Source organism: Saccharopolyspora sp. NPDC002578 (assembly GCF_053592695.1).
Map to the genome: position 1 here is coordinate 20,361 of NZ_JBSFWJ010000044.1, position 12,313 is coordinate 32,673.

13 protein-coding genes are annotated in these 12,313 nt (G+C 71.2%); 12 read left to right on the forward strand and 1 reads right to left on the reverse strand.

Features of this window, described 5'->3' with window-relative positions; translation table 11 throughout:
* Nucleotides 1-192: 192 nt before the first annotated feature.
* From ACWD38_RS20295 to ACWD38_RS20310, 4 genes are all read left to right on the forward strand, one after another.
* Nucleotides 193-1,713 carry a phage tail sheath family protein gene (locus tag ACWD38_RS20295; RefSeq protein WP_184478306.1) on the forward strand — a complete coding sequence of 507 codons (1,521 nt, stop codon included), beginning with the start codon at nucleotides 193-195 and terminating at the stop codon, nucleotides 1,711-1,713.
* 238 nt (nucleotides 1,714-1,951) lie between these two features.
* Complete coding sequence (locus ACWD38_RS20300) at nucleotides 1,952-2,392, forward strand: phage tail protein (RefSeq protein ID WP_184478305.1); 441 nt, start codon at nucleotides 1,952-1,954, stop codon at nucleotides 2,390-2,392.
* Entirely contained in the window at nucleotides 2,389-2,856 is a 468-nt protein-coding gene (locus tag ACWD38_RS20305; protein ID WP_184478304.1) for a hypothetical protein, read from the forward strand. The genes ACWD38_RS20300 and ACWD38_RS20305 overlap by 4 nt, the downstream gene beginning before the upstream one ends.
* Nucleotides 2,853-3,011 (forward strand): DUF6760 family protein, encoded by a 159-nt coding sequence (locus ACWD38_RS20310; RefSeq protein WP_323055165.1) that lies wholly within the window; start codon nucleotides 2,853-2,855, stop codon nucleotides 3,009-3,011. The genes ACWD38_RS20305 and ACWD38_RS20310 overlap by 4 nt, the downstream gene beginning before the upstream one ends.
* Nucleotides 3,012-3,224: 213 nt before the next feature.
* Here ACWD38_RS20310 and ACWD38_RS20315 read toward each other — a convergent pair whose 3' ends face one another.
* On the reverse strand, nucleotides 3,225-4,304 hold the full coding sequence (locus ACWD38_RS20315) for a hypothetical protein (RefSeq protein ID WP_184478303.1): 1,080 nt from the start codon (nucleotides 4,302-4,304) through the stop codon (nucleotides 3,225-3,227).
* Nucleotides 4,305-5,394: 1,090 nt separating this feature from the next.
* Between ACWD38_RS20315 and ACWD38_RS20320 the strand changes: the two genes are divergently transcribed.
* The 8 genes from ACWD38_RS20320 to ACWD38_RS20355 are packed head-to-tail and all read left to right on the forward strand — an operon-like array spanning nucleotide 5,395 to nucleotide 12,043.
* Entirely contained in the window at nucleotides 5,395-5,733 is a 339-nt protein-coding gene (locus ACWD38_RS20320; RefSeq protein WP_450124685.1) for a hypothetical protein, read from the forward strand.
* 14 nt (nucleotides 5,734-5,747) lie between these two features.
* On the forward strand, nucleotides 5,748-6,173 hold the full coding sequence (locus ACWD38_RS20325) for a phage tail protein (RefSeq protein ID WP_184478301.1): 426 nt from the start codon (nucleotides 5,748-5,750) through the stop codon (nucleotides 6,171-6,173).
* Between the two features lie 13 nt (nucleotides 6,174-6,186).
* Complete coding sequence (locus tag ACWD38_RS20330; RefSeq protein WP_184478300.1) at nucleotides 6,187-6,906, forward strand: CIS tube protein; 720 nt, start codon at nucleotides 6,187-6,189, stop codon at nucleotides 6,904-6,906.
* Nucleotides 6,906-8,732 carry a VgrG-related protein gene (locus ACWD38_RS20335; RefSeq protein ID WP_184478299.1) on the forward strand — a complete coding sequence of 609 codons (1,827 nt, stop codon included), beginning with the start codon at nucleotides 6,906-6,908 and terminating at the stop codon, nucleotides 8,730-8,732. Before ACWD38_RS20330 ends, ACWD38_RS20335 begins: the two co-directional genes overlap by 1 nt.
* A gap of 53 nt (nucleotides 8,733-8,785) precedes the next feature.
* Entirely contained in the window at nucleotides 8,786-9,100 is a 315-nt protein-coding gene (locus ACWD38_RS20340) for a PAAR domain-containing protein (RefSeq protein ID WP_184478298.1), read from the forward strand.
* Nucleotides 9,097-9,516, forward strand: a complete 420-nt coding sequence (locus ACWD38_RS20345) for a GPW/gp25 family protein (protein WP_450124686.1) — start codon at nucleotides 9,097-9,099, stop codon at nucleotides 9,514-9,516. Before ACWD38_RS20340 ends, ACWD38_RS20345 begins: the two co-directional genes overlap by 4 nt.
* Entirely contained in the window at nucleotides 9,516-11,480 is a 1,965-nt protein-coding gene (locus ACWD38_RS20350; protein ID WP_450124687.1) for a putative baseplate assembly protein, read from the forward strand. The genes ACWD38_RS20345 and ACWD38_RS20350 overlap by 1 nt, the downstream gene beginning before the upstream one ends.
* Nucleotides 11,477-12,043 (forward strand): phage tail protein, encoded by a 567-nt coding sequence (locus ACWD38_RS20355; RefSeq protein WP_184478295.1) that lies wholly within the window; start codon nucleotides 11,477-11,479, stop codon nucleotides 12,041-12,043. The genes ACWD38_RS20350 and ACWD38_RS20355 overlap by 4 nt, the downstream gene beginning before the upstream one ends.
* The last annotated feature ends 270 nt before the right edge of the window (nucleotides 12,044-12,313 follow it).

Below are 12,313 nucleotides of genomic sequence, written 5' to 3' on the forward strand. Positions count from 1 at the left end.
CCCGGCCGCGCACCGGGAATGTCCGGAAGGGCAGAGGGCGGGGCAACCTCCACCGCCTGCCTGCCGAGGCAACGCGGGGTTGCCCGGGAAGGCACTCGTGCTGCCCTCGGCGCAGGCCGGGCGGACATGGTCGTGCGGGCCCGCGATCGCGAAAGCTCTGGGGGCACGAACGCCGCAGACGAAGGAGCGAACATGCCGTCGTACCTGTCCCCTGGCGTGTACGTGGAGGAAGTCCAGAGCGGGGCCAGGCCGATCGAAGGGGTCGGGACCGCGGTGGCCGCCTTCGTCGGCTTCGCGCCGCAGGGCCCGTTCCACGAGCCGACGCTGGTGACGAACTGGAACCAGTACGTGCAGCACTTCGGCGGGTTCGACGACGGCTACCTTGCGCACGCCGTGTACGGGTACTTCGCCAACGGCGGCGGGTCCGCCTACGTGGTGCGCATCGGCGGTCCGTCCGAGGCCGCCGCGCCCGCGCGGCCCGCCGCGACACCGGTGGAGCTGGGCGGGCTGCGGATCTCCGCACTGGGTGCCGGGACCGCCGACGTGACCGTGGAGGTCGCCGACGCCGACGGGGAGAACCCGCCGGAGGACCGGTTCAAGCTGCTGGTGCACCAGGGCGGCAAGGTCGCCGAGACCTTCGACGTCTCCACCCGCAAGAACGTCAAGACCTACGTGGTGACGCAGGTGCGGGACCGCTCGAAGCTGATCGAGGTCACCGAGCAGTCCGGCGGCACCCTCGCCCGCCCGGACAACCAGACCGTCACCGTGCCCGCGACTCCGCCGAGCGCGACGACCCCGGCGAAGGTCAACGCCCAGGAGTACGTGGGCGATCTGGCCGCCCGCACCGGTTTCGGCGGGCTGGAGACCATCGACGAGATCACCATCGTCGCCGTCCCGGACCTGATGAGCGCCCACCAGCGCGGCCTCATCGACGCCGAGGGCGTGAAAACGGTGCAGCTGGCGGCGATCTCGCACTGCGAGCAGCTCGGCGACCGGGTCGCGCTGCTGGACGCGCCTCCTGGGCTCAACGCGCAGCAGGTGCGGACCTGGCGGATGGACGAGGCGGGCTACGACTCGAACTACGCGACGCTCTACTACCCGTGGATCAAGGTGTTCGACCCCGCTTCGGGGCGCAACAAGCTGGTCCCGCCGAGCGGGCACGTCGCCGGGGTGTGGGCGCGCAGCGACACCGAACGCGGCGTGCACAAGGCGCCGGCGAACGAGGTGATCCGGGGCGCGGTGGACCTGGAGACGTCGCTGAGCAAGGGCGAGCAGGACCTGCTCAACCCGATCGGCGTGAACTGCGTGCGGGCCTTCGCGGGGCGCGGCATCCGGATCTGGGGTGCGCGCACCCTGTCCTCCGACCCGGCGTGGCGCTACCTGAACGTGCGGCGGCTGTTCAACTACCTGGAGGAGTCGATCCTGCTCGGCACCCAGTGGGTCGTGTTCGAGCCGAACGACGATCGGCTGTGGTCCAGCATCCGCCGCAACATCGGCGCGTTCCTCACTCAGACCTGGCGCGACGGCGCCTTGTTCGGCCGCACCCCCGCCGAGGCCTTCTACGTGAAGTGCGACCGGGACAACAACCCGCAGGAATCCATCGACCTCGGCCAGGTCGTCTGCGAAATCGGCGTGGCACCGGTGAAACCCGCGGAGTTCGTCATCTTCCGCCTCTCCCAGTACTCCGACAGCTCCAGCCTGCTGAGCGAATGACCGGCGCACGCCGAAAGAGCCTTCCACAGCAAGAATTCTGATCTCTGTCCTGTCAGCGGCGGAGCCGCTGAGCAGTGACCACCAGAGCAAGCCGACCACCGGCGGGTTCTCAGCGGTTTCCTCGCGAGGACGGCTTTTTCCCTCGTGGCGGAGCCACTTGGGAAAAAGATCCCGCAGCGAGGAAACCGCTGAGGTTCCGCCACCCGGACACACACGCAGACCACTCTGAGAGGACGTCATGGCAGAAGGCGACAGTCTTTCCGTTCATCGGTTCGGTGTGCAGCTGGGCGGGGTGACGGTCGAGTCCATCAAGGAGATCAGCGGGCTCGTCGTCGAGCAGGACGTGGTCGAGACCCAGCAGGTCACCGACACCGGCAAGATGATGAACAAGAAGCAGCCCGGCGGGCACAAGGGCGGCGAGGTGACGATCACCCGGGGCATGGACAAGAGCTCCGAGTTCACCGAGTGGATCAAGAAGACGATCAACGACGGCGAGGTCGAGGACGCGCGGGAGAACCTGACCATCGAGGTGATGGAGCCCAACGGGTCCACGGTGCGCCGCATCCAGCTCTACGACGCGTGGATCAGCAAGTGGGAGGGCCCGGACCTCAACGCGGGTGAGTCCAACGCCGCCACCGAGAAGGCCACCGTCACCTTCGAGCGGATCGAGGTCGAATGAGGCGGCGCATCAATTCGCTCGGCGACCTCGACCAGCTCGGGAGCAAGAAGGCGGGCGCGTCGACGGACACCGCGGAGCGACCGGCGCCGCAGGCACCGCACGACGAGTTCGAGTTCGAGCTGCCGCGCGGCTACCTGCACACCGACGGCACGTTGCACCGGCACGGGCGGATGCGGCTGGCGACGGCGCGCGACGAGCTGCGCCCGCAGATCGACCTGCGCGTCAAGGAGAACCCGGCGTACCTGAGCGTGGTGCTGCTGAGCCAGGTCATCACCCGGCTCGGCGACATCACCGACGTGCATTCGGGCCTGGTGGAGAACATGTACGCCACCGACATCGCTTTCCTGCAGGACTTCTACCGCCGCATCAACAGCGAGGGCCACACCCGCGCCGGGGTCACCTGCCCGTCCTGCCAGACGGCGTTCGAGATCGATTTGGCGGGTGACGGCCTGGGGGAATGGTGACGTACGCGGCCGACAGGCTGCACGAAGAGGTCGCGTACATCGCTTACCACTTCCACTGGGCGCGCGAGGAGATCCTCGATCTCGACCACCTGGAGCGCAGGCGCTGGGTGCGGGAGATCGCCCACATCAACACGCGGGTGAACGAGAGCAGGTGAGCAGGTGAGCCGCTGGAACCCGTTCCGCCGCTTCAGCCGACGTGGCGAGCGGCGGCACGACGCACCGGAGGATCGGGCGGCCACCGCGCCGGCCGTGCCGCCGTGGGACGGCGGGTGGCGGCGCAGCGCCGCCCAGGACGGCGTGCTGGGCCGCGGTGGGCTCGGCGTGATCCAGCCGGCGCGGTTCCGCTCGTCGGTGGCGTCGTTCCGGGATCACGGGGTGCTCGACGGTGGTCTCGGGCATCGGCTCGCCGCCGACGCACCGGCCGGAACCATGCACGGGCTGGTGCGCGCGCCCACGGCTCCGGTGCAGCGCGCGGTCGTTGCGGACCGTGCCGTGGTGGCTCCGTCCGCGCCGAGCCCGAGCGCCGCCGCGGACTTGCCGTTCGCCGCGCCCGATCCGGCCGCGGACTCCTCGGGTTCCGGTGAACTCGGCGTGGCACCGGTGCAGCGTTCCGCGGTGCGGCCCCGGCGGCTCGCGCCACCGCTGACCCGGGCCCGGCCGGTCACCGGTCTTCCCCCTCGCCGAGTGCCCGCCGCCGAGCCTTCCGGCGACGCGGCGCCTCCGCTCGTCCAGCGGGCTCCGAGCGCCACCGCGCCTCCTCGCGCCACCGCGGTGCCGACCGCACCGGACGCGGACCTCGACGACCTCGCGGTCCGGCGACCGAGCTCGCCGAGCAGCGAGCCCCGGCCGACGCCGAGCGGGCCCGAGAACCGGCCCGCGCTGGGTGATCCGATCCAACGCCTGCCCTCCGGCGCCGTCCCCTTGCACCGGGACTCCGCGTCCGGCGAAACCGCGACGGACCCGAGCTCCCCGGCCGACGCGCCGGAACCGATGCCGCAGGTCACCGCACCGGATCCGACGCCGCAGGCCACGTCTTCCGACTCGACGGCGAGCACCGGCCCGCACCGGCCCGCGTCGCGGCGGCGCCCGGCGGCGGCGCCCGTGCAGCGGACCACCGCGAACGTCCAGCGGACCACGCCGGCCTCGGGGAACGCCCAGGGCATCGGGGCACCGCTGACGGAACTCCCGAAGTCGGCGACGCCGCTCGGCACCCACGCGCCGAACAACCCGCGCGCGGGCGCGCCCGCGGGCGCCGCTCCCGCGAGACCCGATGAGCCACCGGCGCACGACGGCGATACTCCGCCCGTGGTCCCGGTGAACCCGGCGCCGGTCTCCACTCCGGGTTCCGCGCCGCTGCTCGGCGCGACGCCCCAGGTGCAGCGCCTGCTGCGGGAGACCACCGCGTCGACGGGTGGCGCCGCGCGACGCTCCGAGCAGGAGCCGCCCACCGTCGTCCCACCCGGCACCGGGGCCCCGGAGGTGTCGGCTCCCGGAACGCCCCCACCCGTGCAGCGGATCCGGCGGAACTCGCGCGCGTCCGAGGATTCCGCACGCCCGGAGCCGACGACCGCGAGTGATGCGGGTGCGACCGCCGGTCCCGCCGAGGCGACGACGCCCGATTCCCCCGTCGTGCAGCGGAGTTCCGACCCCGCCGCTCACCTCGTGCGGACGGGTCCCGCGCAGCCGCTCGATCCACCGGCCCCGACCGAGCCGGACACCGGCACGGCGGCGGTGCAGCGGCGTACCGAGCCTTCGCCGGGACGGGCCGCACCGAACGCTCCCGCGCACTCCACCACCGGCGGAGACGCGCCACGCGCTCCGCAGCATCCCGGCGACGCCCGCTCCGGCTCAACCGTTCCCGACCGACCTGGGCCGACCGCACCGCTCGTGGGCGACTCCCCTCCCGTGCAGCGCCTCGCCTCGTCCGCGCCGACTCCGGCTCCACCGGCGACGAGTTCGGTGGTGGAACCGACTCCCCTCCCGGTCTCTCGAACCCAGCACGGCCCGGAGCGAGCGAGCGACGGGCCACCGGAGCCATCGCCGGCCCGTCCTGCCGAGCAGGCCCCCGTCCAACGCTCGGTCGCTCCGCCGGGCGCCGTACCGCCGAACGATCTCGTCGTCCCGCGACCGGTTCCTGCGTCCGCGGACCAGGCCCCGAGCGCTGGATCTCCGGTGGTACCGGGAACCCAGCGCGAGCTTCCCCTGCCCGGAACCTCGGAACCCGCGTCTCCGCGCCCCCGATCCCGGCGACCCGTCCAGCGCGTGCTGCCCCTGATCGCCACCCGCCCGCTACCCGTGCGCACGCGCCACGCGCAGACCGGGGCGCGCACCCCGTCGCACCGACCGGAGGCCGCACCGGCGGTGGCGCCGTTGCGGTGGGCCCGACCGGACGATCGAGCACCGTCGCCTTCCGCTCCGCCCAGGATCGCGAATCCTCCGCCGGTGCAACGTGCTCCAGCAGCGCCGATCGGTGAACGTCACCCGGACGCACCCGTCGCACCGAGGCTCGCCGCATCGCCGCTTCACTCCACAGTGGACATGCCTGCGGCTCCCGCGACTTCCCCACCGCTCGCCGTGCAGCGCAGTTCACCGCCTCCCGCGCAACCGCGGGAAACCCCACCCGACCCGGCACCGTCCACCGACCCCGCCGAAGCGAAGCCGCCGATCCCCGGGGTCCCGTCCGGTGTCCCGGTCACCGTCGTGCCGAAGGAGCACGAACCGGCCACCGACGATGACCCGGCCGAACCCGACAGCGCCGGAGGCCAGGACATCGACGAACTGGCCCGCCGCCTGATCGAACCGGTCGGCAGGCTGCTGCGCACCGAACTCCGCCACGGCCGCGAGCGGTTCGGCCGCACCTACGACCGCAGGCGCTGACAGGAGACCCAGCGATGTCCCAAGAGATCTTCGCCAGCAGCGTGTTCTTCCGGCTGGCCATCGGCGGCAACGACCTCGGCCGCTTCCACACCTGCTCCGGGCTCGGCGCGCAGGTCGAAGTGGAGCAGTACGCCGAAGGCGGCAACAACTCCTTCTCCTGGCAACTGCCCACCCGCATCACCTGGACCAACATCACGCTGACCCGCCCGGTCACCAAGGACACCACGAAGATCTCCAAATGGCTCTCGGACACGATGCGCCGCGCCGAGCGCAAGAACGGCGAAATCGTCGCGCTGAAGCCGAACCTGACACCCATCGCGCGCTGGCAGGTGATCGGCATCGTGCCCGTCAGCTGGCAAGGCCCGTCGTTCGACCCGTCCACCTCCCAGCCCGGAGTGGAAACCCTCGAAATCGCCCACGAAGGCCTGCAACCATCCTGAGAGGAGGGGCCGGATGGCCGCCACAACGAGCAAGAACCTCGCCCGCGCCGAACTCCTGATCATGGAACCGCCCGCCAAGGTCGGAGCGAAACCCGGCGCGACGCTCAAACGCGTCCAGTTCCAGTTCAACCCGAACAAGCTCGCGCTGACCAAGAGCACCGAGTGGCGGCGCAAACCCGCCCGGATGGCCAGCGAATCGGCGCTGCCCGAGTTCGTCGGCAGCGGACCGCGCTCGCTGCAACTGGAAGTGTTCCTGGACGCCACCGCCAAGCACGACAACTCGGTGGAGCAGAAGATCGAAGAACTGATGACCGCCTGCGTGCCGACGCCGAGAAGCCTCAGCTCCAAAACACCCGCCAGCCCGTGGGTCCGGTTCGAATGGGGCACCGCCCGCACCACTTCGTTCGACGGGGTGCTCAACAGCTTCTCCGTGGACTACTCGCTGTTCGACGTGGACGGCAAACCGCTGCGCGCCACCTGCTCGCTGGGCATCGAGGAAGCCAGCGTCGACACGCCCGGCCAGAACCCCACCTCCGGTGCGGAGAACTCGCGCCGCACCCACCGGGTCGTCGCGGGCGACAGCCTGCCGCAGCTCGCCTGGCAGGAATACGGCGACGCCACCGCGTGGCGGATCGTGGCCGCCGCCAACGAGATCGACGATCCGATGATCCTGGTGCCCGGCAGCGAACTCCTCGTACCGGCACTCGACGAGTTCGAACAGGACGGTGCGTGATGGGCTCCGGTGCAGAACAGGACGGCAGGTCGTTCGCCGCCGACCCGATCGTCAAGATCCCCGGGCCGCTGCCGCCCGCCTGGCAGGAACAGCTCACCTCCTGCGTCGTCGACGAGAACGTCGGGCTGCCCGACACGGCGACGGTGACCTTCCGCGACCCGAACCACGAACTGCTCACCGCCACCGGCATCAGCATCGGCGCGCCGCTGACGGTGTCGATCGCGACCGCGGGCGGCGGCAAAGTCCCGGAGAAGCTGTTCGCCGGTGAGGTCACGGCGCTGGAACTGGACTCCGACGGCACCGGCTCGTTCACCGTGGTGCGCGCCACGAACAAGGCGCACCGGTTGCTGCGCGGCCGGAAAGTGGTGGCGTACAAGAACATGAGCGCCGACACCATCGTGCGCAAGGTCATCAAGGACGCGGGGCTCAAAGCCGGCAAGATCGAAGCCAAGAAGATCACCTACACGCAGCTGGCCCAGCCCAACGTCTCCGACTGGGAATTCCTGCAAATCCTGGCCGAGGAGCACGGCGTCACCGTGCGGGTCGACGAGCTCGGCACGCTCGACTTCGCCCCGCTCGCGCCCGCCGCCTCCGCACCCGCCCCGACGACGTCGGCGGCGAAGAGCCCGTTCGTGCTGGAGTACGGCCGCAACCTGATGGCGCTGCGAGCGGTGCTCACCTCCACCGACCAGGTCAGCAACGTCGAAGTGCGCGGCTGGGACGTGAAGACCAAGAAACCCGTGGTCGCCACCAAACCCGTCACCACCAGCAAGACGATCGTTCCCGGCCTCACCCCCGCGCAGGCGACCGCCAAGTTCGGGAAGAAGACCAGCATGGTCGTCACCGACACGCCCTACGGCACGCAGGCCGAAGCGAACGCGGTCGCGGATTCGCTGGCGACGTCGCTGAGCGCCGGACTCGGCGAAGTCGAAGCCGTCGCCGAAGGCGATCCCAAGCTGCGCGCCGGCACGCCGGTGGCCCTGGGCAACGCGGGCAGCAAGTTCACCGGGAAGTACACCGCCACCGCCGTGCACCACGTGATCGAACCGGGCCAGGGCTACCGCACCACCGTGCTGGTGAGCACCACCCCGGACCGCTCGCTGGCCGGACTTGCCACCGGCGCCAACGCCCCGAGCCGCGGACCGCGCATCCCCGGCGTGGCCAACGCGATCGTCACCGACATCAAGGAACCCGCCAACGGCCAGCGGGGCTGGGTGAAACTCACGTTCCCCTGGCTCGACGCCAAATACGTCTCCGATTGGGCGCGGACCGTGCAACTCGGCGGGAAGGGCGGCGGCGGGGTGATCAGCCCCGACGTCGGCGACGAAGTGCTCGTCGGTTTCGAACAAGGCCTGCTGGACCGGCCGTACGTGCTCGGCGGGCTCTACAACGGCAAGGACAAACCCTCCGAGCACAAGACGAAACTGCTCGACGGCAAGAAAGTCGGCCGGCGCTCGCTGGTCTCCCGCACGGGACATCGGCTCGAACTGCTCGACGCCAAGACGGGACCGCCCGGCGTGTCCATCGCCAGCGGCAACGAACGGCTCGAAATCCGGCTGGACCAGCAGAAGAACTCCATCGAGGTCGCCGTCAAAGCCCCCGGCGGCCGCCGCGCGCTCAGCTCGATGACGCTGGACTCGCGCGGCATCACCCTCGACGCCACCACCGGCGACATCACGCTCAAGGGCAAGAACATCTCGGTGGACGCCACTCTCAACGCCAAGATCAACGCCAACGCCGACGCCTCGCTGTCCGGCAAGGTCGCCGCCAACGTCGACGGCGGCGCCACCGCCGCCCTCCGCGCCCCGATCGTCCGGATCAACTGACCCGTTCTTCCCGCAGCACGACCCGTTCTTCACGCAGCACAAGGAGTTCCGCGATGCCTCCAGCCGCCCGGCTCGGCGACCCCATCAGTCACGGGGGCACCGTCGGCCCACCGCCGCCGCCCGTCGCGGTCCGCGTCGCGACCGTGCTCATCGGCGGCAAACCCGCCGCCGTCACCGGCAGCACGGTCGTCTGCGGAATCCCGCCGCACGCCCTGCTGGGACCGGCCAACGTGCTGACCCCCAGCCCGCCGCGCGGCGGCGTCGTGCTCATCGGCAACCTGCCCGCGGCCAAGATGATGGACAAGAGCAGCTGCGGGGCCCAAGTCATCGTCGGTGCCATGAACGTGCTGATCGGAGGCCCGATGTGAGCGAACGGTTCATCGGCCGCGGCTGGGGATTCCCGCTGCGCGTCAGCGCCACCGGCGGCATCGGGCTCGTCGAGCGGGAGCAGGAGATCGAAGAGGCCATCCGGCTCGTGCTCGGCACCGCCCCCGGCGAACGCCCCATGCGCCCCGAATTCGGCTGCGGCGTGCACGACTACGTGTTCGCCCCCGCCGACGGCGCCACCGCCGGGCGCATCGCCTACGAGGTGCGCAGCGCGCTGCACCGCTGGGAACCGCGGATCGAAGTCACCGACGTGGTGATCGCCGCCGACGACGAGGAAGGCGTGCTCTACATCGACGTGCACTACACGCTGCGCTCCACCAACGACCGCCGCAACCTCGTGTTCCCCTTCTACACCATCCCCGACGCCGGTGAACCAGGGACGGGAGGCGCGGCCTGATGGCGATCCCCTCCCCCAACCTCGACGACCGCCGGTTCCAGGAACTCGTCGACGAAGCCAAGCGCTACGTGCAGCAACGCGCCCCGGAATGGACCGACCACAACGTCTCCGACCCCGGCGTCACGCTCATCGAGACCTTCGCGCACATGGTGGACCAGCTGATCTACCGGCTCAACCGCGTCCCGGAGAAGAACTACCTCGCGTTCCTCGACCTGATGGGCGTGCGACTGTTCCCACCGGCCGCCGCGCGCGGCGACGTCACGTTCTGGCTTTCCGCCGCGCAGCAGGAAACCGTGCTGCTCGACCGCGGAACCGAAGTCGCCACCGCGCACTCCGAACTCGAGCAGGACGTCGTGTTCGCCACCGTCGACGACCTCCCGATCGTGCCGTGCGAACTGCGGACCCTCGTGACGATCTCCGCGGCGGGCACCATCGAGGACCGCACCGCCGACCTCGGCGCCGAACGGGACGTGCCCTGCTTCCAAGCCGAACCCACCCCCGGCGACGCCATGCTGTTCGGGCTCAGCAACGCCGTGCCGCGCTGCGTGATCTCCGTGGAACTCGACAGCCGGGTCGAAGGCATCGGCGTCGATCCGCGCCAGCCGCCGCTGGTCTGGGAAGCCTGGGACGGCACCGGCTGGGCCGAGTGCGAGGCGTTCGACGACACGACCGGCGGGCTCAACCGGCCCGGCGAAGTCGTCCTGCAGATCGGCCCCGGCCACGCGCCCTCCGCCGTCGCCGGAGTGCGCGCCGGCTGGCTGCGCTGCCGCGTCGTCGAACCCGAAGCCGGCCAGCCGTTCTACTCCGAATCCCCCACCGTCCGCGTCGCCGAGGTCTCCACCGTCGGCGGCACCACCACCGTCGAACACGCCGAAACCCACACCGAGGTGCTGCTCGGCGAATCGGCAGGCGTGCCGGGACAGCGGTTCACCCTCGAAGAGGCCCCGGTGCTCACCGACGGCGAACCCGTCGTGGTGCAGGTGTCCGACGGTGAAGGCTGGGAGGACTGGACCGTCGTGGACCACTTCGGCCGCTCCGGTCACACCGACCGGCACGTCACGCTCGACGCGACGACCGGCCAGTTCAGCTTCCCGCCCGCCGTGCGGGTGCCCGACGGCAGCCTGCGCAACTGGGGCGCGGTGCCCGCCAAGGGCGCGCAGATCCGCGTCGCGCGCTACCGCACCGGCGGCGGACGCGCCGGCAACGTGGCGCGCGGCACGATCTCCGTGCTGCGCAGCTCCGTGCCCTACATCTCCGACGTGGAGAACCGCGAAGCCGCCATCGGCGGCATCGACGGCGAAACGGTGTCCGAGGCGAAAGTGCGCGCGCCGCAACAACTCCAGCTCCAGGAACGCGCCGTGACCGCCGCCGACCACGAGCAGATCGCCCGCCAAGCGGCCCCCGCGGCGGCCCGCATCCGGTGCCTGCCCGCGGGCGCCGACCACGAACCCGGTGCCGCCCGGGTGCTCGTCGTACCCGACGCCGTCGCCGACACCGGCGATCGCATCCGCTTCGAGCAGCTCATCCCCTCCGAACAGCTGCTGTCCACCGTCGCCGCCCGGCTCAACGAACGACGGCTGCTCGGCGCCCGGCTCATCGTGGAACCGCCGTTCTACCAAGGGATCACCGTCGTGGCCCGGATGAGCGCCACCGGCGACGACGTGAACCGGATCAACGGCGACGCGCTCGACGCGCTCTACCGCTACATCAACCCGCTGCGCGGTGGCGTCGACGGAACCGGCTGGCCGTTCGGGCATCCCGTGCAGACCGGGGAGATCTTCGCCGTGCTCCAGCGCGTCGCGGGCGTCGGCTTGGTCGAGGAGGTGCGGCTGTTCCCGGCCGACCCGATCACCGGCAGGCGCGGGAGCCCCGCCGACCGCATCGACCTCGCGCGGCACGCGCTGGTCTTCTCGCACCAGCACCAGGTCGTGGTCAACCCGCCGGACGGTGCGGAGCCGAGATGACCCGACAGGCAGTGCCCGGTCTGCCCAGCCGCTACCCGCTCGGGGAGCAGTTGCCCGGGCTGTACGCGGGCGACGACTTCGCCCAGCGGTTCACCGCTGGGCTGGACACCGTGCTCGCACCCATCTTGTCCACATTGGACAACCTGGCGTACTACTTCGACCCGCGGGTGGCGCCGGAGGACTTCGTCGCCTGGATCGCGGGCTGGGTGGCGATGGAACTGGATCCGGGCTGGCCCCCGGAACTGCGGCGCGCCGTCGTGATCCGCGCCGTCGAACTGCACCGCTGGCGCGGCACCGCGCGCGGCCTCGTCGACCGGCTCTGGCTCTGCCTCGGAGTGCACGCCCGCGTGCTCGACGGCCCCGGCGCGGCCTGGTCCACCCGGCCCGCGACCCCGCTCCCCGGTGCCCCCACCACCGAAGCACGCGTGCAGGTGTGGGCCGGTCGCTCGGCGGTGAACCGCGACCAGGTCGTCGCGCTGGTCAACTCGGCCTGCCCCGTGCACCTGACCTGCACCGTCGAGGTCATGTCCGGGCCACCTCAGCAAGAACGGAGGCGATCATGATGCGACCCTGCCCGGTCTGCGGCGCGCAAACAGCTGAAACCGACGACTTCTGCGGCAACTGCGGTTCCTACCTCGGCTGGGATGCCACCGTGAAGAAACCGGTGCCGCCACCGCCGTCCCGCCCCACCGCCGCGCAGCGACCGCCGGGTCAGGCCCCCGCGCCGCCACCACCTCCCGGTCCGGGCCCTGCTACAGGACCACCACCCGGTCCGCCCGCGGCTCCGGGACCGTCCCGTCCTTCCGGAGCGGCACCAGGGCGCCACGCTCGGC

Excerpts from the sequence above, each read along its gene's own strand:
- ACWD38_RS20295 (WP_184478306.1), top strand. The coding sequence starts at position 193 with ATGCCGTCGTACCTGTCCCCTGGCGTGTACGTGGAGGAAGTCCAGAGC.
- ACWD38_RS20300 (WP_184478305.1), top strand. The coding sequence starts at position 1,952 with ATGGCAGAAGGCGACAGTCTTTCCGTTCATCGGTTCGGTGTGCAGCTG.
- ACWD38_RS20305 (WP_184478304.1), top strand. The coding sequence starts at position 2,389 with ATGAGGCGGCGCATCAATTCGCTCGGCGACCTCGACCAGCTCGGGAGC.
- ACWD38_RS20320 (WP_450124685.1), top strand. The coding sequence starts at position 5,395 with ATGCCTGCGGCTCCCGCGACTTCCCCACCGCTCGCCGTGCAGCGCAGT.
- ACWD38_RS20325 (WP_184478301.1), top strand. The coding sequence starts at position 5,748 with ATGTCCCAAGAGATCTTCGCCAGCAGCGTGTTCTTCCGGCTGGCCATC.
- ACWD38_RS20330 (WP_184478300.1), top strand. The coding sequence starts at position 6,187 with ATGGCCGCCACAACGAGCAAGAACCTCGCCCGCGCCGAACTCCTGATC.
- ACWD38_RS20335 (WP_184478299.1), top strand. The coding sequence starts at position 6,906 with ATGGGCTCCGGTGCAGAACAGGACGGCAGGTCGTTCGCCGCCGACCCG.
- ACWD38_RS20340 (WP_184478298.1), top strand. The coding sequence starts at position 8,786 with ATGCCTCCAGCCGCCCGGCTCGGCGACCCCATCAGTCACGGGGGCACC.
- ACWD38_RS20350 (WP_450124687.1), top strand. The coding sequence starts at position 9,516 with ATGGCGATCCCCTCCCCCAACCTCGACGACCGCCGGTTCCAGGAACTC.
- ACWD38_RS20355 (WP_184478295.1), top strand. The coding sequence starts at position 11,477 with ATGACCCGACAGGCAGTGCCCGGTCTGCCCAGCCGCTACCCGCTCGGG.